Raw genomic sequence first — 24,122 nt, 5'->3', positions numbered from 1 at the left:
CGTCCGGCACCCGTTTCGGCGAGGGCCGTCATCCCCCGTTGCCGCCCGCGGCGGTCCACGGCCGCTCGGGGAGGTCCGGCAGGCCGAGGTCCGGATAGATGGCGTGCGCGAGGTCGCGCACCGCGTGGGCGGTGCGCGGGCCGAAGCCGAGGAGGTAGAGACCGTCCATCGTCACGAGGCGCCGCGCGCGGCCGGCCGGCGTGTCGGCGAGGGCGGGAAGGCTCAGGACCTCCTCGTTCGCCGGCATGTGAGGGCCGCCCGCCATCATCACGATCACGTCCGGCGCCGCGGCGAGAACCGCCTCGTCGTTGATCTGCTTGTAGCCTTCGAAGCCGCCGACGGCGTTCTCCGCACCGGCCAGCTCGATCATCGAGGCGGCGGCCGTGTTCGCACCCGAGGCCATGATCCGCCCGCCGGCCGCGCTCAGCACGAAGAGCACGCGCGCCCGCGGTTCGATCGCCCCCGTCGCGCCGAGTATCGTCTCCAGGTCCGCCTCGACCGTCTCGCGCAAGCCCGTTCCCGCCGCCTCGTCGCCGACCGCGCGGGCGACGAACAAGATCTTGTCGCCGAGCCCCTCCGCCGATGGCTCGTCGGGCGCCCGCCTGAAGGCGATCGACGCCTGCTCCAGCAGGGCCACGGCCTCTTGCGGCCCCGCATCGGCCTCCGCGAGGATCAGCGTCGGGCCGACGGAGAGCACGCCCTCCGCCGAGAGCGCCCTGAGGTAGCCGACATCGGGATGGGTCTCCGTGACGGCGGGCGGATACTGGCTCGTCGTGTCGACGGCCACGATCTCCCCCTCTCGACCGAGCGCGTAGAGGATCTCCGTGATCGAGCCGCCGAGGGAGACGATCCGTTCGGCCGCGGCCGCCCGGTCCGCGCCTGAAGTGAGCGTCGCCGCCAGGAGGATCCCGGCGAGGGCGGCGCGCCGCGCCTTGTGCTTCGGTCTCATCGGGCCACTCACTTGTTGAGGATCAGCTTGCCCTGCCGGGTCAGGCGCAGGACGTATTGCTCGTCGTTGTGGACGATCACGACCTGCCGGCAGCCACCGAGGAGGTCGTCCGAGCGCACGACCCGCGGTTCGCCCGTCCGTCCCTCGCCCGTCGCCTGTTCGGCATCTCCGGCCGCGTCCCTCGGCTTTCTCGGCAGCAATCTCGCACCCCCCGGATGGCGTGGCCAAAAAACTCGCGTCACATAACTTGACTGTAATAGTCATATTATCATAGATGGCAAGCCATGGGTTTGACGGGGGCCGCAGCGGCTCGCCGCGCAAACGAGAGCAAGCCAAAGGCATCGCCCGAGTAGCTAGCCGATCGGGGCTTCAGCTGTCTCTTTGGGGGGTGTCATGGCGCGCGTCGTCTTGCGCGGGGTATTGGTTGCGTCTGTCGCGGGCCTGGCTGTGCCGGCCCAGTCACAGGAAGAGGGCGTCGCGGATGTCGTGCATCTCGACGAGATCACGGTGATCGAAGCGCGGACCGAGCAGCGCTGGTCGGAGGCGCTGGCCGGCGTGTCGGTCGTCTCGAGCGAGGAGCTGAGGCTCCTGCAGCCGACGGATTCCGCCGATCTCTTCTTCGGCGTTCCCGGCGTCGCGGCCTCGCAGGACGCCAACCGCACCGCCTCGAGCATCAACATCCGCGGCCTGCAGGATTTCGGCCGCGTCGCCGTGATCCTCGACGGCGCGCGCAACAACTTCCAGCGCAACGACCACGGCAACCAGAGCCCGGTCTGGGTCGAGCCGGAGATGCTGCAGGAGGTGACCGTCGTGCGCGGTCCCGTCTCCAACATCTACGGCTCGGGCGCGATCGGCGGCGTCGTGGCCTTCGAGACGAAGGATGCCGCAGACTTCCTGAAGGAGGGCGAGCGGGCGGCGGCCTCGCTCAAGGCGCGCTACGAGACGAACGGCGAGGGCATCGTCCTCAGCGGCGTCGCGGCCGCCCGGCTGACCGACAAGGTCGACGTCATCGGCAACATCGTCTGGCGCGACTTCGGCGACTACACCGACGGGCGCGGCGACACGGTCGACAACTCCTCGTTCGACGTGCTGGCCGGCCTGGCGAAGGTCAGTTTCCGTCCCGCCGACTTCCACGAGATCGAGCTCGGCTGGGTCGGCAACTCCGAGGACTGGGAGGAGCCCGGCTCGGGGCAGTACCGGACGGACTTCACGCAGAACACCTATACCGCGCAGTGGGTCTTCGACGATCCCGCGCTTCCCCTCGTCGACCTTCACGTCTCGGGCTTCGTCAACCAGACGGAGATCTCCCAGTCGAGCGGCGTCGACGCCTTGGGCTACGACCAGGCGACGGGATTGCCCGTGCTCATCCCGGCCGGCAACCGCCGCGGGTTCGAGCTCGTCACCACCGGCTTCGACGTCTACAACGCCTCGCGCTTCTCCACCGGGACCCTCGACCACGCGGTCACGGTCGGCGGCGACTGGTTCCGCGACGACGTCGACACGTTCGACGATCTCGGCGGCGGCGACCTCTACAATCCGGGTGGGGAACGCACCGCCTATGGCGCCTATGTTCAGGACCGGATCGAGTACGCCGACTGGCTCCAGCTCATCGCGGCGGTCCGCTACGACGGCTTCTCGCTCGAAGGCGACAATGTCGACACCGACGGCGACCGCTTCTCGCCGCGCCTGACGGTCGGCGTGAAGCCGTTCGAGGGCACGGCGCTGCGGGGGCTCCAGCCCTATGTCACCTATGCGGAGGGCTATCGCGCCCCGACCGTCAACGAGACGCTGATCGAGGGGCTCCATCCCTCCGGCGTCGTCTTCCCCTTCCTGCCCAATCCCGGCCTCAGGCCGGAGACGTCGAAGATGTTCGAGGCGGGCGTGAACTTCGAGCGCGACGACGTCTTCGTGCCGGGCGACGGCGTCAGGGCGAAGCTGTCGTGGTTCAACAACGACGTCGACGACTATATCGACCTGGAGGAGCTGCCGCCGGCGGCCTTCGGCGGCGACCCGGACTGCCCCTACCTCGTCGGCCTGCCGCCGATCTGGGTGCCGGGCGGCTACTACGTGCCGGCCTGCTACCGCTACACCAACGTGTCGGAGGCGCGGATCCGCGGCGTGGAGCTCGAGCTCGCCTACGACGCGGGCTGGGTGTTCGGGGCCGGAAGCCTGGCGGTGCTCCACGGCGAGAACAGCACGGACGGCTCGGACCTCATCTCGGTCCCGCCGACCGTCGCGACGGGCCGGCTCGGTTTCCGGGCGCTCGACCGGCGCCTCACCTTCGGCGGCGAGGTCGAGCACGTGGCGGACGCGGAGCGCAACGGCACCAGCGTCGACGCCCACACTCTCGTCAACCTCTTCGCCTCCTATGAGCCGAACGACCGGTTGCGCTTCGACGTCCGCTTGAACAATCTCTTCGGCGAAGCCTACGTCAACTACTTCAACGCCGTCGCCGGAGGTGGCGCGGGCGTTCAGGAGGAAGGCTTCAACGCGAAGCTCGCCATCACCATGCGCTTCGGCGCGGATGGCTCGACACATAACGGGCTCGGTCTCAACTGAGCCGGAACAGGGATACGGGAGCTATGCAGCATATGCCGGGGAACTCGACACGTCCTCTACCGTCATCGGGGCGAGCGGCGCGGAGGATACGTCGAGCAAGGCATGCATGGCGCCCGTTGGCGGCCGTCGGGTCGGCGCTGGTCTCCTCTCTCCTCCTCCTGACCAGTGTCGGCTCGGCGGTTGCCGCCTCCAGCATATCAATCGAACTCAACCGGTTGCAAGAGATCGACAACGGTTGCCGCATGAACCTCGTGTTCACGAACCGGATGCAGGGCCCGATCGATCTTCTCACGGTGGAAACGGTGCTCTTCGACCGCGACGACCGCGTCGAGCGCTTCCTCCTGCTGCGCTCGCGCGACCTCCCGCCGGGCAAGATCCGCGTGCACCAGTTCGACGTGTCGGGCCTCGAATGCGCTGGGATCGGCCGGGTGCTCCTCAACGACGTGACGGAGTGCCAGGGCGAGGGGCTCGATCCCGCGGCGTGCCTCGCCGAGCTCGACCTGTCGAGCCGGGCCGACGCGCCGTTCGTGTCGTCGGTCTCGCCGGCCCAGGGCGCCGCAGACAACTGATTTCGGCCATCCCGAGTACTCGGCCACGGAGTGATTATGGAAGACGCATCGTCCGGCGGCGTGCTCGCCGGCCTGATCGGCATCATCGAGCTCGGCGGCCCGGTCGTCGCGCTCCTCGTGTTCCTGTCGGTGATCGGCCTCGCCGTCATCTTCGCGAAGATGTGGCAGTTCGCCCGCGTCGGCGGCCGCAACCGCCGGCGGGTGGAGCGGGCCGTCTACGCCTGGGACGAGGGGCGGTTCACGGAAGCCGCCCGCGCGCTCCGCACGGTCAACGGGCCGCTGGCGAACGTTGTCTCGACGGCGATGGACGGGGTTCTCGAGCGGCATGATCCGGCTCTCGTGCGCGAGCAGGTGGAGCAGGCGGCGCTCAACGAGCTCGCCTCCCTGCGCTCCTTCCTGCGCATTCTCGAGGCGATCGCGCAGGCAGCGCCCCTGTTGGGACTGCTCGGCACCGTGCTCGGCATGATCGAGGCGTTCCAGACGCTCGAATCCGCCGGCGCGCAGGTCGATCCCTCCGCGCTGGCCGGCGGCATCTGGGTCGCGCTTCTCACGACCGCCGTCGGCCTCTCGGTCGCCATTCCCGCCGCGCTGTCGCTCTACTGGTTCGACGGCTCCATCGAGCGCGAGAAGCGGCTCATGGAGTCGCTCTCCTCGCAGGTGATGACGGCGGCCGGTTCGCGGCCGCAGGTCCCGGGGCGCCAGGGGCAGGAGGCGACGCCGGCGCGGGCCGCGAGCTTCGCCCATGCACGTTAACGACGTCCGACCTCCGCGCCGGACGCTCAGCCTGACGCCGCTGATCGACGTCGTCTTCCTGCTCCTGATGTTCTTCATGCTGGCCTCGACCTTCGCGAAGTACTCGGTGGTCGAGGTCTCGCTGGCCGGATCGGGCGGCGGGCCCGTCCAGGAGGAGGCGCGACCGGTGCTCCTGAGCGTCGGCTCCGACGGGGCCTTCCGGCTGAACGGCGAGCCGGTCGCGGCAGACGATATCCGGGCGCGGCTCGTTGAGCTGGCCGCGGGACAGCCGACCTCCGTCATCGTCCGGCCCTCCGCCGAGGCGAGGTCGCAGGACATAGTCGCAGCTCTCGAGCGGGCGAAGGGCGCGGGCGTGGGCAACGTCGCGCTCGCCCGCTGACGAGGGACGAGAAACCCGAGGAGCCGTCATGCGCTTCGACGAGCCGCCTGCGCGGCGCCTGAGCGATGAAGGCGTCGTGCCGCTCATCAACGTCGTCTTCCTGCTGCTGATCTTCTTCCTGATCGCCGGCACGATGACGCCGCCGTCGCCGGTCGAGCTCGATCCCGTCACGACGCGGGAGAGCCCGGCGGCCCGGTCGCCGGCGGCCGTGCTGTTCGTCTCGGGCGACGGTCGCATGGCCTACCGCGCCCGGCCGGTCACGGTTTCGGAGCTGAGCGGCATCGTGCGCGCCGACGACGAGCGCGATCGCGGGCAGCCCCTGTCGGTGATGCTAGACCGCGAGCTGCCCTCGCGCGAGCTCGCCCTGATCCTCGACGCACTTGCCAGGGGCGGCGTCTCGAACCTGCGGCTCGTCACCCTCCGCGGTCGGGGCGAGTGACGATGCGCGGGCCCCATTTCGCCTTCGCGGTCGCGCTCTCCGTCGCCGTCCATCTCGCGGGCTTCGCCCTGTTCAGGGGCGAGGAGCAGGTGATGATGGAGCGCTCCGCCGGCCGGGAGACCGCCGTGTGGGGTGTCCCCGTGTCGTCGATGACCGAGGATCTCGAGACGGAGAACGAGACGACGGAGCTCGAAGAGGTCGACGTCGCGGAGGAGGCCGAACCCGTCGAGCCGACCGACGTCGTGCCCGCCGCCGAGGCCGAGCCCCTGGAGGCGCAGCGCCCCGACGAGGTGGCGGAGGCCGGGAGGCCCGAGCCGGCCGAGCCGGAGACGCCCGAGCCTTCCGTGCCGGAAACGCCCGAGGCTGAGCCGATCGAGGAGCCGGAGATGCCGGTCGAGCCCGAGAGCCGCGAGGCGGCGGAGCCGCTCGAGGCGCTGCCGGAGGAGCCCGAGGAACAGGCGGTCGTGGCCTACGCCACCGAGGCGGAGACGCCCGTCCTCCTGCCCGGGCGGACGCTCGAGGAGGAGCGGCCGGACGAGGAGGCCGTGCTGCCGCAGGCGGTGGAGGCCGAGGAGGTTGCCGAGGCGGAGCGCCCGGAGCCCGCCGAAACCGCCGTCGCCGAGCCGGAAACGCCGGATCCCGAGGTCCCGGAGGCGGAGACGCCGCCAGCGGAGGTCGTGGAGGCATCGCCGGTGGAGCCGGAGCCGACCGAGCCCGTTGCCGCCGAACCGGCCAAGCCCGAGCTCGTCGAGCCAGCCACCACCACTGCGGTCGAACCCGCCGAGGTCGAGGCCGTCGAGCCCGAGCAGGCCGAACTCGTCGAGCCGCAGGAGGTGGCCGAGGCGATCGAGGCCGAGGAGGCCGTGCCGATGCCGAGGGTCCGGCCGGACGACGTGCCGCGCGTCGAGCCGCCTCCGCGGCAGACGGTTCGCGAAGAGCCGCGGCGCCAGCGCCAGGAGACCCGGACGCAGACGCAGGCGCGTCCCGCCCCGCAGCAGTCTTCGCGCGGGCAGGCCCAGGAGCGCGCGAGCTCGTCGGCGGCCGCCGGGGGAGCGCGCGGCACGGGCGGCCGGCGCGACGCCGACGGCGGGCAGGCGGCGCTGTCGAACTATTCGGGGCAGGTCGTGGCGCGCCTCCAGCGGGCGAAGCGCTATCCGTCCGCCGCCCAGCGCCAGAGGATCGGCGGAACGGCGACCGTCCGGTTCACGCTCAATGCCGTCGGGCGCGTGACGAGCGTCAGCCTCGGCGGCAGCTCCGGCCATGCGATCCTCGACCAGGCAGCCGTCGACACGGTGAGGCGGGCCGAGCCGTTCCCGCCGATCCCGCCCTCGACGGGGCGGTCGAGCATGACCTTCACAGTCCCCATCCGCTTCAGCCCGCGCTAGCGGGCCAACCACAAGGAGGAGCAGCAATGTTTCTGGCGATGAACCGCTTCAAGGTTAAGCGTGGCAGCGAAGCCGATTTCGAGGAGGTCTGGCGGTCGCGCGACAGCCATCTCGAGAGCGTGCCGGGCTTCATCGAGTTCCGCCTGATGAAGGGGCCGGCGAACGACGAGTTCACGCTCTACGCCTCGCACACGATCTGGGCGTCGAAGTCGGCCTTCGAGGATTGGACGAAGTCGGAGGCGTTCCGCGCGGCGCACCGCAACGCGGGCGCCAACAAGCCGCTCTACATCGGCGGGCCGGAGTTCGAGGGCTTCGAGCCGGTGATCGAGCTCGTGCCGGGCCGCTGAACCTCACGGGCTCCACGGCGGCGGGGCCGGCCTCACGGCCGCTTCCGCCGCTCCGGCCGTCCGTCAGTCGAGCGGCGGTGCGTGCAGGGTCGGGGTCACGGTCGAGCCGCTCCGGCCCAGGCGGTCGAGGATGAGCGGGCCGCCGTCCGGCGACGGAGGCACGTCCTGCCAGACTTGGGCGTTGTCGACGACGGCGACGACCAGGCCCAGCTCCTGGGCGAGGTCGCGCGCGGTCGCGATCGCGCACTCGGGCGCCATCCCCTTGAAGCGCAGCGGGATGCCGTTGACGCTGGGTGCGAGCAGCGTCACCTCCACCCCGGCCGCACCGCGGGTGAACTCCAGCCCCAGCTCATGTTCGCGCGGCTTCCTCCGACGGATGAAGGTGGCCATGGACGACGTCATCGGATTGCGACTTGACCACAACCGGCGCGGCCGTGGATGGTTCCTCATCTGAGTGCCTCTTCCTTAATCAACCGCTAAGGAGCCGACCCGCCGAGGCTGCGGATTGTACGATCGTGCGTGTCGACGTCGCGCCGGCCGGCGGAACCGTTCACGGCGACGGGGCATTCCGACGGTCGAGCCGAAGAGGCGACGACGATGAGCACGATCGAAGGCGGCGGCGACGAGTTTCCGGGCGTTCGGGTGGCCGAGGTGGACAGGGTCGGCATCGCCGACCTCGCTTCCGTCCAGGACTACCGGGTGATGCACATGAACGAGATGACGGCCCACCAGATCGTCTTCCGAGACGGCGGGGGTGTGGTCGTATCGGTCAATGCCGACGGGCGCATCGGCGGGCTGTCCCGCGTCGGGGACGGCCGGCACCGGCTCGAGGGCCGCAACCTCGTCCTCGAGGGCTGAAGCCCAGGGGCCGGGCCGCCCGTCAGGTCAGGGCGTCGGCGAGCGCTGCGAAGGCTGCGAGGTTCAGCCGGTCGAGCGCATCGTCCTCCGCGTCGGGCTGAGAGGACAGCTTCACGATCACGAGGTCCGCCGGCGGGTCGATATAGAGCCACTGGCCGTGGATGCCGATGGCGCAGAAGCTGCCGCGCTCGGCGTCGGCGACGTACCACTGGCTCCGGTAGGGCCCTGTGATCGGCATGCCGGAATAGCTGCCCGCCGCCCAGGCGGCGACGTCGCCGCCCGACAGGATGTCGTCGACGCACCAGCCCGGCACGATCTGGCGCCCGTTCGCCGTGCCGCGGCGGCGCATCATCTCGCCGACGAGCGCTAGGTCGCGCGCCGTCGCGCAGATGCCCCCGGCGGTACGCGGCGCGCCGAGCCGGTCGACCGTGACATATGCGTCGCGCTCCGCCCCCAGCGGTTGCCAGATCTCCTCCGCGAAGCAATCGGCGAAGCGCCGCCCGGTCGCCCGCTCGAGGATCCAGCCCAGCATGTCGGAAGAGGGCGAGGCGTAGTGGAACACCTCGCCGTGCGGCCGTCGCCCCTTGCCGAGGCTGAGGAGGAAGCTCCTGAGGTCAGGCGGCTCTCCCTCCCGCGGGCCCGGGTTCCAGTTCATCGCCTGCCGGTAGCGGCTGAACGGCCCGTCGGCTGCGGGATAGTCCTCGTCGAACTCGAGCGAGACCGTCATGTCGAGCACGTGCTGCACGGTGCAGTCCCCGAAGGCGAAGCCTTCCGCCTCCGGCACGTAGCGCGTCACGGGCGCCTCGGGATCGAGGAGCCCGCGATCGGCGGCGATGCCAGCGAGGATGCCCGTCAGCGACTTCGACACGGAGAAGACGATGTGCGGCCGCCGCGGGTCGACCCCCGCATCGTACCATTCATGGACGATCCGGCCATGCCGCATCACGACGAAAGCATCGGTGCAGCCGGCCGGGAGGAGGTTCTCGAGGGTCCATTCCCGCCCATCCCCGTCCTCGAAGCCGACGGAGCGGACGCGGCCCTCATGATGGATCTCGACCGGGGTCAGCAGACGGGGCTCCGACGGGATCGACGCGGACGGGATGATCTCGTTCACATGGTGGAACGCCCAGCGGTTGAAGCCCGGTTGACGCCAGTTCGCCAGCGTCACCTGCTGCGCCATCTCGGGCGGGAAGCCGCGCATCACGGGGGTGGTCGTCATCGAGGTCCTCGGTGTCCGCCGGCATGATCGGCGGGCGGAGCGGTCGGGCGCCGTGGCGGCCACGGCCCAGCAGATGCGGACGGGCGGGGCCGCCGAGGCCCCGCCCGCGCACTCGTCACTTCTGGAGCTGGGTCCAGATCTGCGTGTACATCTGCTGCACCTCGGGCGGGCAGCTCGGGTTGAACGCGCCGGCCGACTGGAACTCCTCCGGCACGTCGATCTCCGGAGCTCCCTTCATGTCCTCGGCCATATACTGCTCGGAGCCGTCGATGCCGTTGGCGTAACGGGCGAAGTTGGAGATCATCGCCGCGTTCTCGGGATCCATGATGAAGTTCAGGAAGAGCTTCGCGTTCTCGGGGTTCTGCGCGTCGGCGAGCACGGCCGCGGAATCCATCCAGAGCGGGTAGCCCTCGCGCGGATAGCCGTAGACGATGTCCGGGTTCTGCATTCGCGCCCGGAGGGTCGAGCCGTTCCAGTTGACGCTCGCCACCATGTCCCCGGCCGCGAGCTTCTCCGTCGTGCCGTAATCCATGGACATCCACTTGTCGCGCGCGGCCATCATCGCGTCACGCGTCTTCCTGAGGACTTCCCTGTCGCTCGTGCAGGGCTCGCCGCCGACATAGCGGATGGCGAGGTTCATCACGTCGATCATCTCGGGCACGACGTTGACCTTGCCGACGAGCTCCTCGGGCGGATCCATGAAGATCGCCGAGGTGTTGGGGTCGCCGTCATAGACGGACGTGTTCACCGCCATGCCGGTCGTGCCCCACTGCCACGGCACGGAGAATCGGCGGCCGGGGTCCCAGTCCACGTCCTTCCAGCGGTCGGACATGTGCTCGAAGTTCTCCATCTGGTCGGGCCGCGACTCCAGAAGGAGGCCCTCGTTGATCCAGATCGGCATGTAGCTGTGCGAAGGCACGACGATGTCGAAGCCGTGGCCGCCGGCCTTCACCTTCGCGAGCGCCGTGTCGTTGGAGTCGTAGTCGGTGACGGTGACGTCGACGTCGTATTCCTTCTTGAACTTCTCGATCAGCTCGGGGCTCGTGTAGTTGCCCCAGTTGAAGATGTTGAGCTTGCCCTCCGCCGAGGCGAGGCCCGTCGAGGCGAGAAGCGCGGCTGCTGTCAGCCCGGCACCCGTTGTCCACTTCATGTCAGTACCCTCCGGTTCACTTTTTGGGGCTCCCAGGAGCCCGTCACTGCTTCTTCCCGCGACTGAGCAGGAAGAAGATCGTCACCAGCGCGATCGAGATCGCGAGGAAGACGGTGGAGATGGCGTTCATCTCGGGCGTCACGATGCGGCGGATCTGGCTGAGCATGTAGGTCGGCAGCGTGTCCTGCCCGCCCGACTTCACGAACTCGGTGATGACGACGTCGTCGAGCGAGATCACGAAGGCGAGCATGCCGCCGGCCAGGATCCCCGGCCAGAGGAGCGGCAACGTCACCCGGCGGAATGCCATCCACGGCGTCGCGTAGAGGTCGGCGGCGGCGGCCTCGAGGGTCGCGTCCATGCTCTCGAGGCGTGCGCGTATCGGCAGATAGGCGAAGGGGATGCAGAAGGCCGTGTGCGCGAGGATCAGGTAGCCGATCCCGGTGTAGCCGGTCCACACCTTGACCATCGCGAAGACGATCAGCAGCGCCACCCCCGTCACGATCTCCGGCACCATCAGCGGCTGGTTGATCAGGACATAGATCCCCGTCAGGCCCCGGTAGCGCCTCGTCCGGGTCGTGCCGAGCGCCGCGGCGGTGGCCACGGTGGTGGCGATCAGCGAGGCGCAGGTCGCGACGATGAGCGACAGGAGCGAGGCCTGCTGGACCCGCTCGTTCTCCCAGGCGGCGACGTACCATCGCCAGGAGAAGCCGCCCCACTGGCTCATCGACATCGACTCGTTGAAGGAGAACATCACGAGCGTGATGATCGGCGCGTAGAGGCAGACGAAGCAGATGAGCGCCATCGTCGGGAAGCCCGGCAGATGGCGGACGGCGAACGGCCTGATGCGGCGCGCCTCAGCCATGGGCGCCTCCCTGTCTGGAGGCGTTTCGCACGTAGATGAGCAGCGCGACCATCACGATCAGAAGGAGCGTGATCGACAGCGCCGCGCCGAGCGGCCAGTTGCGGCCCTGGCCGAACTGGAGCTCGATCAGGTTGCCGAGCATCAGTCTCTTGCCCCCGCCGAGCACGCGCGGCGTCACATAGGCGCCGAGGCAGGGCACGAAGACGAGGATCGAGCCGGCGATCAGGCCGGGCTTCACGAGCGGCAGGATGATCCGGCGCAGCGTGTTCATGCGGCTCGCATAGAGGTCGTAGGACGCCTCCACTAGGCGGAAGTCGAGCTTCTCCATCGATGCGTAGAGCGGCAGCACCATCAGCGGCAGGTAGACATAGGTCATGCCGAGCATGATGGCGAAGTCTGTGTAGAGCATCTGGATCGGCTGCGAGATCAGCCCCGCCTTCATGAGGGCCGTGTTCACGAGCCCTTCGTTCCGGATGACCTCCATGATCGCGTAGGTGCGGATCAGGAGGTTCGTCCAGAAGGGGATCGTGACGAGGAAGAGCCACAGCGAGCGCTGCTCCGGCGGCCTCGTCGCGATGAAGTAGGCGGTGGGGAAGCCGAAGATGACGCAGAGCACGGTCGTGATGAAGGCGAGCGACAGCGATCGCCAGAAGATCGAGAGATGCGCGTCGGCGAAGCCGATCGTGTCGTCGAACATGTCCCGCTGCAGGAAGACCTGGAACCAGCCCTGCGTCGAGAACTCCCATACGACGCCGCCATAGTCGCCGGCGGCGAGGAACGAGTAGATCAGCATGACGACGAGGGGGCCCGACGCTCCCACCACCAGGATGAGGAGGGCGGGCGAGACCAGCGCGAGGTTGTTGCGGCGCTCGCGGCGCATCGCGATGGCGGCGTAGTCCGTCCCGTGCGGCGCCATCGTCGGCGCGGCGACCTCCTCCGGCGCGGGGCTCGTGTCTTGCGCGGCCATCGTATCAGTCCTTCAGGACCTGCGGGGCCCCGTCGCCGATCTCGATGCCGACCTCGTCGCCGGTCTCGAAGCTCGCCTCGGAGCCGCGCTGGTTCTGCATGCGCACGATGAACTCGCCGTCCTGCGGCAGCTCGACGTGGTAGTGCGTGTCCGTGCCGAAATAGACGATGTTGGTGAGGCGGCCCCTGAGGGCGCCGGCCGCCGGATCTGCCACGACGCGCGCATGTTCGGGGCGCACGACGACGGTGACGCTACCTGCCGGCCGCATCCCCTCCGGCACCCCGGCCGTCAGCGTCGCGCCGGACGGCAGGCGGATCTCGGCGCCCGGATCGAGCGGCCGCACGACCTCCGCCTTCAGGAAGTTCGATTCGCCGATGAAGTCGGCGACGAAGCGCTGCGCCGGGTGGTCGTAGATCTCGCGCGGGCTGCCGATCTGCAGGATGTTGCCCTCGCTCATGACCGCGATGCGGTCCGACATGGTGAGGGCCTCTTCCTGGTCGTGCGTGACGAAGATGAAGGTGATGCCTGTCTCGCTCTGCAGCCGCTTCAGCTCGATCTGCATCTCCTTTCGCAGCTTGTAGTCGAGCGCCGACAGCGGCTCGTCGAGCAGCAGCACCTCGGGTTGCGGGGCCAGGGCGCGGGCGAGCGCGACGCGCTGTTGCTGGCCACCCGATATCTGGCTCGTGCGCCGGTTGGCGAGTTGCTCCATCCGGACGAGCTTGAGCATGCGGTCGACCGTCTCCTGCACCTCGCTCTTCGGCCGGCGCAGCATCTCGAGCCCGAAGGCGATGTTCTGCGCCACCGTCATGTGCGGGAAGAGGGCGTAGCTCTGGAAAACCGTGTTCACCGGCCGGTCGAACGGCGGCAGCGGCGAGATGTCCTTGCCCTTCAGGCGGATTTCCCCCGACGTCGGATGCTCGAACCCGGCGATGAGGCGAAGCAGGGTCGTCTTGCCGCAGCCCGACGGCCCGAGCAGCGTGAAGAACTCGTTCTGGCGGATATCGACCGAGACGTCGTCGACGGCCTTGAACGCATCGGCACCGCTGCCGAACACCTTGCTCACGCCCTTGAGAGCGATCGCAACGGCTCCTTGTCCCGTTCCGAGCCGCGCCGCGGCCCGCTCTCCCGGTTGCACCTGCGTGACTGTGGCCTGCAGCTTTCCCACTCCCTCGCATGCCCGGTACATGCTGCAGCCGAAGCGACGCTCCGGTCAATCTCGGGGCAGCCGAAAGCGGCGGCAGCGGGCGGCGCCGACCGATGCAGCGGCGGACGGAAGGACAGCCTGACGTCACCGGCGGGCCCGGCGGCGGGCACGACAAAGCCCCCGCCTGCGGGCGGGGGCTGCTCGATCTTCAGGCAAGGCGAACGTCGGGCGCACCGGCCGTCATGGCGCAGGTCGGGGCCCGCGCGCCGGACGTCAGGCCACCTGTCCCGGGTCGGGAGAGGTGAGGTAGAGCGCCGTGCTGTGCGAGTGCATCATCGTCTGGTAGCGCTCGTACTGCGCGAGGATGTCGCTGATGATCTGCTCGCGGGTGAAGCCCATCACGTCGTAGCCGCGGCTCCCGTCGCCGAAATAGGTCTTCGCCCACCAGACATGCGGCCGCTTCGTCTCGCCGCGGCTGACGTCGCCCGCCGTGAAGGCGGCCACGAGGTGGCGCTGCGGCTCCACCCCGTAGACGAAGCTCCTGACGTCCTGCGAGTTCACCGTCAGCGCCACGCCCTCGTCGCGGTCTTCGGCGACGAGAGCGTCGAGGCCCCGCTCGCGCATCTCGTGCGCCACCGCCTCGAGTGCCGGCTCCGCCGTCTGCTTGATGAAGCGGCCGACGTCCTGGCGCTGCGGCTGGTTCAGGATGAGGTTCAGCCGCGCCGTCCACGGCAGTTCGGTGACCGGGTGCGCCGCCACCGGCCCCAGCCTGGGCTGGAGCCGCGCCATGTCGGCGTTCATGCCCTTCAGGAGACCGTAGACGAGCAGGATCATGACGATCACGAAGGGCAGGGCCGAGATGAGCGTCATGGTCTGCAGCGCCGTCAGGCCGCCGGCGAGCAGCAGGAGAGCCGCGATCACGCCCTCGAGGACGGCCCAGTAGACGCGGGCCGCGACCGGCGCGTCTTCCCGGCCGCCTGCGGCCAGCGTCTCGACCACGAGCGAGCCCGAATCCGACGAGGTGACGAAGAACACGGTCACGAGCAGGATCGCGAGGCCGGACATGATCGTCGTGCCGGGCAGGTACTCGAAGAACTGGAACAGCGCGGTGGCGATGTCGGCGTTCACCTCCTCGGCGATCGCGCCGGCGGCCGCGCCCATGTCGAGCGCGATGCCGCTGTTGCCGAAGACGGTCATCCAGAAGAACGTGAAGAGCGGCGGGATGAACAGCACCGACAGCACGAATTCGCGCACGGTGCGCCCGCGCGAGATGCGGGCGATGAACATGCCGACGAAGGGCGACCAGGCGATCCACCACGACCAGTAGAAGAGCGTCCAGTCGCTGAGCCAGTCGTTCGGCTCGTAGGCGTACATCGTGAAGGTGCGCTCGAAGAAATGGCCGAGATAGTTGCCGAGATTCTGGGGGAACGCCCCGAGCAGGAAGACGGTCGGCCCGACGAACAGCACGAAGAACATCAGGAGCACGGCGAGGATCAGGTTGGTCTCCGACAGGCGGCGGATGCCGACGTCGAGCCCCGTCACGACCGACATGGTCGCCATGCCCGTGATGACGGCGATCAGGACGATCTGCATGAAGGTCGTGTTGGGCAGGCCGAAGAGATAGTTGAATCCTGCATTGATCTGCATGACGCCGAGGCCGAGCGAGGTGGCGACGCCGAACAGCGTCCCGACGATCGCGAAGATATCGACGGCGTCGCCGATCGGCCCGTAGATCCGGTTCTTGAAGATCGGGTAGAGGCCGGAGCGCACGGCGAGCGGCAGATTGTAGCGGTAGGCGAAATAGGCGAGCGACAGCCCGACCACCGCGTAGATGGCCCAGGCATGGAAGCCCCAGTGGAAGAACGTGTAGACCATGGCGTTGCGCGCCGCGTCCACCGTGCCCCCGTCGCCGACCGGCGGGGAGGAGTAGTGCATCACCGGCTCGGCGACGCCGTAGAACATCAGGCCGATGCCCATGCCGGCGGCGAACAGCATCGCGAGCCACGTCAGGTAGTTGTACTCCGGCTCGGCGTCGTCCGGCCCGAGCTTCAGCTGCCCGAAGCGGCTCAGGGCGACGTAGAGCATCGCCAGCACGAAGGCCCCGACGGCAAGTATGTAGAGCCAGCCGAAGCCGGAGATGATGCTCGACTGGATCGACGAGAAGATCGATTCCGCGCGGTCCGGAAACACGAGGCCGATGGCCAGGAAGAAGAAGATGATGGCGCTCGCGCCATAGAAGACGGGAGGATGGAAGTGGGCGGCGATCCCCTTCCCCGGTCGTGCAAAGCTTGGTTGATCGCTCAAGGTCTCTCTCGCTTGGCTGTGCTGGCCGGAGGGCAGGCCGGAGCTCTCACCCCTCTCGCGGTCGCATCCGCCGGCCGCGTCCCCGGAGACGGCGGTCGGAGTGACTGTGGCGGGAATGCGGCGCCGGTTCGGCAACGCCGCCTGCCGATGATGGTTCCGGAAGAGTTCTGGCGGCGAAGCGAGGGCCCTCCGGCGGGGAAGCCCGCCGGGAACGGGCGGAGACGGTGGGCGGCCCGGCCCCCCGACCGTCTCCGATCGGTCAGCCCCGCGGCTCGCTCGCGAGACCTTTGACGATGGCGTAGCACGCCAGGAGCAGCACCAAAGTGAAGGGCAGCCCAGTGGAGACGGCGGCCGCCTGCAGTGCCGTCAGGCCGCCACCGAGCAGGAGCGCGATCGCGACGAGCCCCTCGAAGGTCGCCCAGAACACGCGCTGGGGGACGGGGGCGTCGATCTTTCCGCCGGCCGTGATCGTGTCGATGACGAGCGAGCCGGAGTCCGACGAGGTGACGAAGAACACGATGACGAGGACGATCGCGATGAACGAGGTCAGCATCGCGAGCGGCAGTTCCTCCAGCATGAGGAAGAGCTTGAGCTCGAGCGGCGCGTCGGCGACCGCCTGGATGCCCTGCTGGACGATCTGCGTGATCGCCGTCCCGCCGAACGTCGTCATCCAGAACACGGAGACGATCGAGGGAATGATGAGGACGCAGGTCAGGAACTCGCGCACGGTTCGCCCCCGCGACACGCGCGCGATGAACATGCCGACGAAGGGCGACCAGGAGATCCACCAGGCCCAGTAGAAGGCCGTCCAGCCCTGCCGGAAGTTGTCGTCGGCGCGGCCGAACGGGTTCGACAGCTCGGGGAGGTAGACGACGTACTCCCACAGATTGGCGAAGAAGCCCGTGAGGATCGCGATCGTCGGCCCCACCAGCAGCACGAACAGGAGGAGAAGCGCCGCCAGGACCATGTTGATCTCCGACAGGCGCTTCACCCCCGCGTCGAGACCCGCGACCACCGAGACGAGCGCGACCGCGGTGATGGCCGTGATCAGGAGCACCTTCGAGGCGTTGTTCACGGGGAGGCCGAAGAGGTGGTTGAGGCCGGCATTCGCCTGCTCGGCCCCGAGGCCGAGGGAGGTGGCGAGCCCGAACAGCGTCGCGAAGACCGCCAGCGTGTCGATGACGTGGCCCGTCCACCCCCAGACGCGTTCGCCGAAGATCGGGTAGAAGACCGACCGCATCGTCAGCGGAAGGCCCTTGTTGTACGAGAACAGGGCGAGGGCGAGGGCCACCACGGCGTAGATCGCCCAGGGGTGAAGGCCCCAATGGAAGATCGTCGCCGCCATGCCGAGGCGGCGCGCCTCGAGTTCGTCCCCGGCCGCGCCGCCGAGGGGTGCCCAGCTGTCGGCACTCCCGGCATCCTCGGCGACCGAGGAGGAGAAGTGGGAGATCGGCTCGGACACGCCGTAGAACATGAGGCCGATGCCCATGCCGGCCGCGAACAGCATGGCGAACCAGCCGGCATAGCCGTAGTCGGGCGTCGCTTCCGTGCCGCCGAGCCGCACGCTGCCGTAGGGCGACACGATCAGGAACAGGCAGAGCAGGACGAACACGTTGGCTGCCAGGATGAAGAACCAGTCCAGGCTCGATGTCAGCCAGTCGCGCAGGCCCTCGAAGAAGGGCCCGGCCTCCTGCTGGAACGCCAGCGTGAAGATGACGAAGGCGACGATCGTCAGTCCCGAGATCATGAAGACCGGGTTGTGAATGTCGAGCCCGAACGGACCGATGCTGGTCGTGATGTTGTCCTGGCCGATCTCGTAGTCGGTCTCGATGATGTTCGCGGCACCTTCCGGGGTGGGTTCGCCCGTCTCGGACATGTCGAGGCTCCGTTCTTCTGACTGGCTTTTTGAGGTCGGGGCCTTTCCGGGTGCCTATCGCACCACGAAGACCGAGATGTCGGCATGCGAGGCGAGATAGCCCGCGTTCGACGCGAAGATGTGGTCGGGGAGGCCCGGCACGTGGGATGCCATCACGACGAGGTCGGCCTCGACGTCATGCGCGGCGCCGAGCAGCGTCTTGTCCAGGTCGACGGCGGGGTCGTGGCTGACATAGGCGCGGGCTTCGGCGGCGATGCTCCGGCGATCCGCCTCTGCCTGCGCGAATTCGCTGAGCTTCCGGCTGTACTCCTGGGGGTTGTGTCCCAACGGACCAGGCGCCGCGGACGTCACTCCCACGTAACAGATCGGTACGCCGTAATGCCTCGCCAGATCGGCCCCGGTATCGAGGGCCTTCTGCAGCCGGTCGATATGGGAAAGGTCCACCGGAACCATGATCTTCTTGTACATCCGAGCTGCCCTCCTGCTCGTGTGTCGGTAACGCCGGTGGGGCGCGGGTAGCTAGTCTGGTCCAACATGCTGCGGGTGTACAGGATCGGGTTGTGCTGCGCTGCGGCGGGAGAGACGCGGAAGGGGGCGGTCGCCTGCGATTCCGCGGGCTCAGTCCCGGACCGGCGGCAGGGCGCTGAAATAGGCGGCGAGGGCTGGAATATGCGTCTCGTCGAGCCCGCGGGCGGCGGCTTCCATCACGTGGGCGAAGTTCGTGCCGCCCCGCCTCTCGGCGTGCCAGAGCTTCAGCTGGAACTCGAGATACTCGCGCCGCTGGCCCGCGAGGCGCGGGATGATCTCCCGGCGCGGTCGCTCCGTGCCGTGGCAGGAGTGGCAGGCCGGGATCTTCTCCCGTGGCAGCCCCTCGGTCGCGATCTCCCTGCCGCGCTCCACGAGGTCCTCGTCGAGGAAGCTCGTGCCGGGATCGACGCTCCCCGCCTCCTGCTGCGAATAGTAGCGCGCCAGCTCGCGCATCTCGTGTTCGGACAGCCCACTCGCCTGAAGCTGCATCATGCCGCTCATGCGCGTGCCGCGGGCATACGCCCTGAGGGAGGCGAGGAGGTATTCCTCCGTCTGCAGGTCGAGGCGCGGAATGAGGGAGCTGCCGCGCCCGCGCCCGTCGAAGCCGTGGCAGCGCGCGCATGTCTGAAGGAGTGGGACGACCGGCTCCGACAGCCCCTGCAGCCGCGCCGACGCCTCGCCCGCTTCCCGTGCCACGGGTCCGAGCGCCAGGCGCTCGTATTCCCCGGCCGTCATGTCCGGCAGCCGCTGGAGGAAGGCGACCATGGCCTCGATCTCCCGGTCGTGCCACGCGCCGTATTCCCCTTCGCGCCGCCGGGTCGGCCAGGCCGGCATGCCGGTGAACTTCACGCCGTTCTTGACGATCCAGTAGAGTTCGTTCGGCTGCCAGTGAGGCACCTTCTCGTCGAGCGACGGGGGGTGGGGCGTCATCTCGAGGACGACGGGATTGCGCCGCTCCGCCGGAGAGCCGTGGCAGGGGGCGCAGCCGGCCTCGAAATGGCCGGCGCCCGCCTGCACGAGCCCCATGTCGTCGAGGTCGGCGAGCTCGATTCCCGAGGCGTGGAACTTCACGGACTGGCGCATCACCGTGTGCAGCACGACGTCGGTGACCGCCCAGTGGCCGGTGCTGGCGGCGACGTTGAAGAAGCCGATGAACAGGAACGCCACGCCGGCGAAGGCGACGAGAAAGGCGAGCAGGGCGAGCTTGATGATGTCGCGCCGGACGTTGCCGGTCTCCTGCCAGTCGCGGAAGGCGTCGCTGATCCTCATATGCGCGGCTCCGGTGCGGGGAGGACGAGGAGCCTGCGGGCGAGCGCGAGGCCGCCGGCGAGATAGGCGAGCCCGCCGACCGCCAGCATGATCGTGCCGCCGAGCTGCTGGTCCTCGAGCGCCGAGAGGCCGAGAAGCGCGTGCAGCTCCGTCGGCGGCGTGCACAGGACGCGCGGCGCGAGGAGGAAGAGCGCGCCCAGAAGCGTCATGTGCATCGAGGTGAGGAGCAGCGCCGCCACCCCGCCCGCCGCCCGCTGCCGGTCGCCGCTCCGGCCGCCGATCGCCGACAGCCACACGAGGAGCCCGGCCGCCAGGAACGAGGCCTGCTCCGCCGCGAAGCCCGCCCAGGAGACGCGCGCGGCGAGGTGCGGGCCCGGCGCGTGCCATCCCCAGACGACGAAGAACTCGACGACGAGCGCCGTCAGCGGCGCGAAGAGGACGCCGCCCCCGATCGTCGGGTCGAGCCGCGTGCCGGCGAGCGCCATCGCCAGAAGCGGCGCCACGACCGCCACGAGCGTCACGTGCAGGATCATGTGCGCCGTGAAGCTGCCCGCCGTCATGCCGGGCAGCGGCCCGCCCCAGGCGAGGGCGAGGAGCAGGATCGCGGCGGTCAGAGAAAGCGGGCGCATCGTCGTCACCGGCAGGTCGACAGGAAGAGGGCGGGGATCGCGTCGTAGACGGTCGCGACCGCGCTCAGCCCGCACAGGAGGAACGTCGCCCGGCTCAGGAAGGCGTGCCGCGCCGCCACCGTGTCCTCGTCGTGGCGCGGCTCCTCGCGAAGCGTGAAGCCCCACTGGCCGAACACGCGCAGCGCGACGAGGCCGATGCCGCCGAGCGCGACGACGGTCGCCGCCGCCACCACGAGCCGCGGCACCGCGAGGCCCGCGTCGGGCAGCTTCGCGCACCAGACCGCCGCGAAGACGTAGCAGACGAGGAAATGCGCAGCCCAGATCAGCGGCGCGATCGTCAGCCCGATCAGCTGGTCCCTGTGCCCGGGCCGCCGCCCGGTCGTCGTGTCCGCCATCTCACCCGCCTCCGCCGACATGGGGGAAACCGACGACCGTCGCGGTCGTGACAGCCACCGTCACCGCCACGAAGTGCCAGAACAGCGCGACGTTCCAGATGTCGATGTCGTAGGTCGCCGTCAGCCGCCGGGCCGCGAAGCGCGCGAGGCAGTAGAGCTGCATCACGATCCCCGCGCCGGCATGGACGGCGGTCCAGATCACGAGCACCCAAACGGTCGCGGGATAGACGTCGGCGGTGGGGTCGAGCCCCGCCGCCGCCGGCGCGTGGATCAGCGCCGCCGTCCCGCCTGCGGCCGCGAGGATCGCCGCGACGATCAGCATGGGGAACGCCGCCTCGTTTCCTGCGCTCAGGACCCTGCGCGCCGTCGTGGTGGCGAGCCAACTCGCGAGCAGGAGGCCGGCCCCCAGGAGGAACCATCCCGGCGCGTCGGCCCCGGCGCCCGCTGGCGGGAAGTCCGGATGCACCGTCCAGTAGAAGAAATACCCGAAGATCAGGCTGAAGAAAGCCGACATGTCGCCGAGCATGGTGATGAACATCGCCCACCAGCCGACCGAGCGCGGCCCGCTCATGTAGAGCGGCGCCGTCATGCCGAGCCCGATGTCCTTCTCCTCCTTCTCCGGCACGAGCGCCGTCCCCGTCCACAGCCAGGCGAGGATCGCGCAAAGGGCGAGAACACCGGAGACGACGGCCGCCGTCCACATGTGGAAGGTCGAGAAGACGAACACGCCGCCCGTGAACATCGCGGCCCAGAACGTCTTGAAGGTGGGCCCCGGCACGCGCAGGCACTGGATCGGCTCCGCGTCGATGATCGAGGTCACGAGCGTCTCGCGCCTCACCTCGTGCGCGTCCGGCAGGAAGAAGCGCCCCTCGTCGTAGTCCCGCATGAAGTTCTTCTGGTCCCAGAGCGGGTAGCGGCTCTGGACGAAGGGGATCGAGCGCACGCCCCACGGCTTGTCGGGCACCTCCGCCAGCCATTCGAGCGTCCCGGCGTTCCAGACGTTGCGCGGCGCGTAGGGCTGCCTCCCCTTGGGGCGCAGCGTGTCCCAGACGACGAAGAGGAAGCCCGTGGCGAAGACGAAGGCGCCGATCGTGGAGAGCATGTTCGGCAGCTCCCACCCGAAGCCCGCGGGATAGGTGAACACGCGGCGCGGCATCCCCCACATGCCGACGAAGTGCATCGGGAAGAAGCCGACATTGAAGCCGACGAACATCATCCAGAAGGCGGTCCGCCCGAGCCGCGGCGACAGCATCTTGCCCGCGACCATCGGGTAGAAATAGTAGAGGCCCGCCACCACGGGGAACAGCATGCCCCCGATCAGCACGTAGTGCAGGTGGGCGACGACGAAATACGTGTCGTGGGCCTGCCAGTCGAAGGGCGCGATCGCCACCATCACGCCGGTCAGCCCGCCGATCACGAAGATCGCCAGCGCGCCCGTCACGAACAGCATCGGCACGGAATAGACGACGCGGCCGGCGAGCAGCGCCGCGAGGAAGGCGAAGATCTGCACGCCCGTCGGGATCGCCACGGCTTCCGAGGCGGCGGAGAAGAAGCCGAGCGAGATCTGCGGCAGCCCCGTCGTGAACATGTGGTGCACCCACAGCCCGAACGAGATGAAGCCGGTCCCGATCGCCGCGAGCACGATCCAGGAATAGCCGAAGATCGGCCGCTGCGCGAAGGTCGGGACGATCATCGCGACGAGCGCGATCGCCGGCAGGAAGATGATGTAGACCTCCGGGTGCCCGAAGATCCAGAACAGGTGCTGCCACAGCAGCGGGTCGCCGCCGCGCGCGGGGTCGAAGAACGGCCAGTCGAGCATCCGCTCGAATTCGAACAGGATGTCGCCGGCGATCAGCGGCGGAAAGGCGAAGAGGATCATCACGCCGACGACGAGCACGTACCAGCCGTAGAGCGGCGTCAGGTTGATGCGCATGCCGGGCGGCCGGCACTTCAGGACGCCGACGATCAGCTCGACGGCGGCCGCGATCGCCGCGACCTCGATGAAGGAGAGGCCGAGGAGCCAGATGTCCGCGCCGATGCCCGACTGGCGGGTGTCGGTGGTGAGCGGGGGATACATGAACCAGCCGCCCTGCGGCGCGGCGTTGAAGAAGATCGAGCCGAGGACGAAGACGCCGCCGATCAGGAAGCTCCAGTAGCCGAAGGCCGACAGCCGCGGGAAGGGCAGGTCGCGCGCGCCGAGCATCTGGGGCAGGAGCAGGATCGCCACGGCCTCGAAGATCGGCACGGCGAAGAGGAACATCATCGCCGTGCCGTGCAGCGTGAAGGCCTGGTTGAAGAACTCCGCCGAGACGAGGTCGTTTTCGGGGACCGCGAGCTGCGCCCGGACGATGAGCGCGAGGACGCCCGCGAAGAGCATGAAGGCGAAGGCCGTGGCGGTGTACCAGAGCCCGACCTCCGAGTTGTTCACGGCCGACCAGTAGCGCCAGCCCGTCGGCGTCTCCCACGCCTTCATCAGGCGCTCCTCCTGCGCCTTTCGCAGCGCCGGATCGTCCTGTTGCCGGTTGTGCCGGGCGATGGCCTCTTGGTCGACCTTCATTTCAGGCTCGCGAGGTAGCCGGCGATGGTCGCGATCTCCGCCTCCGGCAGCATGTCGTAGGGCGGCATCCGCGCGTCGGGCTTCACCTCCCTGGTGTGCGTGATCCACTCCTCGAGCGCCGCCTGCGTCACCGGCAGGATGCCGGCGCCGAGGCTCTTGCGGCTCGCCACATGCGTCAGATCGGGGCCGACCCGGCCGTCGGCTTCCGTGCCTCGTATCGCGTGGCAGGCGCCGCATCCGTTCTCGAGGAACAGCGCCAAGCCCTCGTGCGCGCTTGAGGCGGAGGCGGGGCGGGCCTCTTCGGCGAGCCACGCCGCGAACGCGTCGGGCTCCATCACGACGACGGAGAAGGCCATGAGGGCATGCGACGTGCCGCAATATTCCGCGCACACCCCGCGATAGATGCCGGGCTTCGTCGGCTCGAGCACGAGCTCGTTCACCCGGCCCGGGATCATGTCCATCTTGCCGGCGATCGAGGGTATCCAGAACGAGTGGATCACGTCGGGGCTCGACAGCTCGAGCGTCACGGTCTCGCCCGCCGGCAGCCTGATCTCGTTGGCGCTGGCGACGGGGTTCCCGTCCGGCCCCTCGTAGGCGACCCGCCACCACCACTGCTCGCCGGACACTGCGACGCGCAGCCCCTGTTCGTCCGGCACCCGCAGGCCCGACATCGTCCACACCGTCCACGTCACGAGGCCGCCCAGGACGAGGGTCGGCAGGAAGACCCCGCCCGCCAGGATCATGACGTTCGCGACCCGGTCGTCGACGGGGCCGCGCGAGATGCCGGTGGCGTAGACGGCCGTTCCGAGGACGAGGATCCAGATGACGCCCGCCGCCCAGACGAGGAGCCAGAGCAGGCTCGCCATCTCCCCGGCCTCGCGGCCCGCCACGTGAAGTGTCGACTGCGGGCCCTGGCACCCGGCAAGGCTCGCGGCCACGGCGAGGGTTGCGACGGCGAAGGCCGTGCCCGTAGCGCTTCTGAAA

Annotated in this window: 24 protein-coding genes; 8 read left to right on the top strand and 16 right to left on the bottom strand. The window is 69.1% G+C overall.

The window, feature by feature from the left end:
* Positions 1 to 28: 28 nt before the first annotated feature.
* Entirely contained in the window at positions 29 to 949 is a 921-nt protein-coding gene (locus N177_RS13715; protein ID WP_023432961.1) for a heme/hemin ABC transporter substrate-binding protein, read from the bottom strand.
* Positions 950 to 957: 8 nt separating this feature from the next.
* Positions 958 to 1,149 carry a hemin uptake protein HemP gene (hemP, locus tag N177_RS13710; protein WP_023432960.1) on the bottom strand — a complete coding sequence of 64 codons (192 nt, stop codon included), beginning with the start codon at positions 1,147 to 1,149 and terminating at the stop codon, positions 958 to 960.
* 247 nt (positions 1,150 to 1,396) lie between these two features.
* On the opposite strand from hemP, the gene N177_RS13705 reads away from it, so the two are divergent.
* The 7 genes from N177_RS13705 (at position 1,397) to hmuQ (ending at position 7,380) form a co-directional block, all read left to right on the top strand.
* A complete protein-coding gene (locus N177_RS13705; RefSeq protein ID WP_023432959.1) occupies positions 1,397 to 3,508 on the top strand; it encodes a TonB-dependent hemoglobin/transferrin/lactoferrin family receptor in 2,112 nt (703 codons plus the stop codon).
* 242 nt (positions 3,509 to 3,750) lie between these two features.
* Positions 3,751 to 4,077, top strand: coding sequence for a hypothetical protein (locus N177_RS13700; RefSeq protein ID WP_023432958.1), 327 nt, complete (start codon positions 3,751 to 3,753; stop codon positions 4,075 to 4,077).
* 36 nt (positions 4,078 to 4,113) lie between these two features.
* Positions 4,114 to 4,830, top strand: coding sequence for a MotA/TolQ/ExbB proton channel family protein (locus N177_RS13695; RefSeq protein ID WP_023432957.1), 717 nt, complete (start codon positions 4,114 to 4,116; stop codon positions 4,828 to 4,830).
* The gene (locus N177_RS13690; RefSeq protein ID WP_023432956.1) at positions 4,820 to 5,209 is read left to right on the top strand and encodes an ExbD/TolR family protein; all 390 of its coding nucleotides are present in this window, start codon (positions 4,820 to 4,822) and stop codon (positions 5,207 to 5,209) included. Before N177_RS13695 ends, N177_RS13690 begins: the two co-directional genes overlap by 11 nt.
* Before the next feature lie 28 nt (positions 5,210 to 5,237).
* Entirely contained in the window at positions 5,238 to 5,648 is a 411-nt protein-coding gene (locus N177_RS13685; RefSeq protein WP_023432955.1) for an ExbD/TolR family protein, read from the top strand.
* Between the two features lie 2 nt (positions 5,649 to 5,650).
* Positions 5,651 to 7,033, top strand: coding sequence for an energy transducer TonB family protein (locus N177_RS20665; RefSeq protein WP_023432954.1), 1,383 nt, complete (start codon positions 5,651 to 5,653; stop codon positions 7,031 to 7,033).
* Positions 7,034 to 7,059: 26 nt separating this feature from the next.
* Positions 7,060 to 7,380, top strand: coding sequence for a heme-degrading protein HmuQ (hmuQ, locus tag N177_RS13675; protein ID WP_023432953.1), 321 nt, complete (start codon positions 7,060 to 7,062; stop codon positions 7,378 to 7,380).
* Between the two features lie 63 nt (positions 7,381 to 7,443).
* On the opposite strand, the gene N177_RS13670 is transcribed toward hmuQ, so the two are convergent.
* Positions 7,444 to 7,770: a hypothetical protein gene (locus tag N177_RS13670; protein ID WP_023432952.1), complete on the bottom strand. Its 327-nt coding sequence runs from the start codon at positions 7,768 to 7,770 to the stop codon at positions 7,444 to 7,446.
* 207 nt (positions 7,771 to 7,977) lie between these two features.
* Here N177_RS13670 and N177_RS13665 point away from each other — a divergent pair, with 207 nt between their 5' ends.
* Positions 7,978 to 8,238 (top strand): hypothetical protein, encoded by a 261-nt coding sequence (locus N177_RS13665; RefSeq protein WP_152527928.1) that lies wholly within the window; start codon positions 7,978 to 7,980, stop codon positions 8,236 to 8,238.
* A 22-nt stretch (positions 8,239 to 8,260) separates the two neighbouring features.
* On the opposite strand, the gene N177_RS13660 is transcribed toward N177_RS13665, so the two are convergent.
* From N177_RS13660 to coxB, 13 genes are all read right to left on the bottom strand, one after another.
* Positions 8,261 to 9,457, bottom strand: coding sequence for a serine hydrolase domain-containing protein (locus tag N177_RS13660; protein ID WP_023432950.1), 1,197 nt, complete (start codon positions 9,455 to 9,457; stop codon positions 8,261 to 8,263).
* Positions 9,458 to 9,572: 115 nt separating this feature from the next.
* Positions 9,573 to 10,607 carry an extracellular solute-binding protein gene (locus N177_RS13655; RefSeq protein WP_023432949.1) on the bottom strand — a complete coding sequence of 345 codons (1,035 nt, stop codon included), beginning with the start codon at positions 10,605 to 10,607 and terminating at the stop codon, positions 9,573 to 9,575.
* 43 nt (positions 10,608 to 10,650) lie between these two features.
* A complete protein-coding gene (locus N177_RS13650; RefSeq protein WP_023432948.1) occupies positions 10,651 to 11,469 on the bottom strand; it encodes an ABC transporter permease in 819 nt (272 codons plus the stop codon).
* Entirely contained in the window at positions 11,462 to 12,385 is a 924-nt protein-coding gene (locus N177_RS13645; protein WP_040485841.1) for an ABC transporter permease, read from the bottom strand. The genes N177_RS13650 and N177_RS13645 overlap by 8 nt, the downstream gene beginning before the upstream one ends.
* 55 nt (positions 12,386 to 12,440) lie before the next feature.
* Complete coding sequence (locus N177_RS13640) at positions 12,441 to 13,499, bottom strand: ABC transporter ATP-binding protein (RefSeq protein WP_425280799.1); 1,059 nt, start codon at positions 13,497 to 13,499, stop codon at positions 12,441 to 12,443.
* Positions 13,500 to 13,853: 354 nt separating this feature from the next.
* The gene (locus tag N177_RS13635) at positions 13,854 to 15,884 is read right to left on the bottom strand and encodes a BCCT family transporter (protein WP_023432945.1); all 2,031 of its coding nucleotides are present in this window, start codon (positions 15,882 to 15,884) and stop codon (positions 13,854 to 13,856) included.
* 259 nt (positions 15,885 to 16,143) lie between these two features.
* The gene (locus N177_RS13630; protein ID WP_023432943.1) at positions 16,144 to 17,760 is read right to left on the bottom strand and encodes a BCCT family transporter; all 1,617 of its coding nucleotides are present in this window, start codon (positions 17,758 to 17,760) and stop codon (positions 16,144 to 16,146) included.
* A gap of 54 nt (positions 17,761 to 17,814) precedes the next feature.
* Positions 17,815 to 18,228, bottom strand: coding sequence for a universal stress protein (locus N177_RS13625; RefSeq protein WP_023432942.1), 414 nt, complete (start codon positions 18,226 to 18,228; stop codon positions 17,815 to 17,817).
* A gap of 150 nt (positions 18,229 to 18,378) precedes the next feature.
* Positions 18,379 to 19,557, bottom strand: a complete 1,179-nt coding sequence (locus N177_RS13620; protein WP_023432941.1) for a c-type cytochrome — start codon at positions 19,555 to 19,557, stop codon at positions 18,379 to 18,381.
* A complete protein-coding gene (locus N177_RS13615) occupies positions 19,554 to 20,186 on the bottom strand; it encodes a cytochrome c oxidase assembly protein (protein WP_040485837.1) in 633 nt (210 codons plus the stop codon). The genes N177_RS13620 and N177_RS13615 overlap by 4 nt, the downstream gene beginning before the upstream one ends.
* Before the next feature lie 5 nt (positions 20,187 to 20,191).
* Positions 20,192 to 20,581 carry a hypothetical protein gene (locus tag N177_RS13610; protein ID WP_023432939.1) on the bottom strand — a complete coding sequence of 130 codons (390 nt, stop codon included), beginning with the start codon at positions 20,579 to 20,581 and terminating at the stop codon, positions 20,192 to 20,194.
* Between the two features lies 1 nt (position 20,582).
* On the bottom strand, positions 20,583 to 23,138 hold the full coding sequence (gene ctaD, locus N177_RS13605; protein ID WP_023432938.1) for a cytochrome c oxidase subunit I: 2,556 nt from the start codon (positions 23,136 to 23,138) through the stop codon (positions 20,583 to 20,585).
* Positions 23,135 to 24,004, bottom strand: coding sequence for a cytochrome c oxidase subunit II (coxB, locus tag N177_RS13600; protein ID WP_081718545.1), 870 nt, complete (start codon positions 24,002 to 24,004; stop codon positions 23,135 to 23,137). Before coxB ends, ctaD begins: the two co-directional genes overlap by 4 nt.
* Positions 24,005 to 24,122 lie beyond the last annotated feature (118 nt).

It is taken from the genome of Lutibaculum baratangense AMV1 (assembly GCF_000496075.1).
GTDB classification, from domain to species: domain Bacteria; phylum Pseudomonadota; class Alphaproteobacteria; order Rhizobiales; family Tepidamorphaceae; genus Lutibaculum; species Lutibaculum baratangense.
Note: the sequence above shows the minus strand (reverse complement) of the source record. Positions and strands in the feature narration are given on the sequence as shown.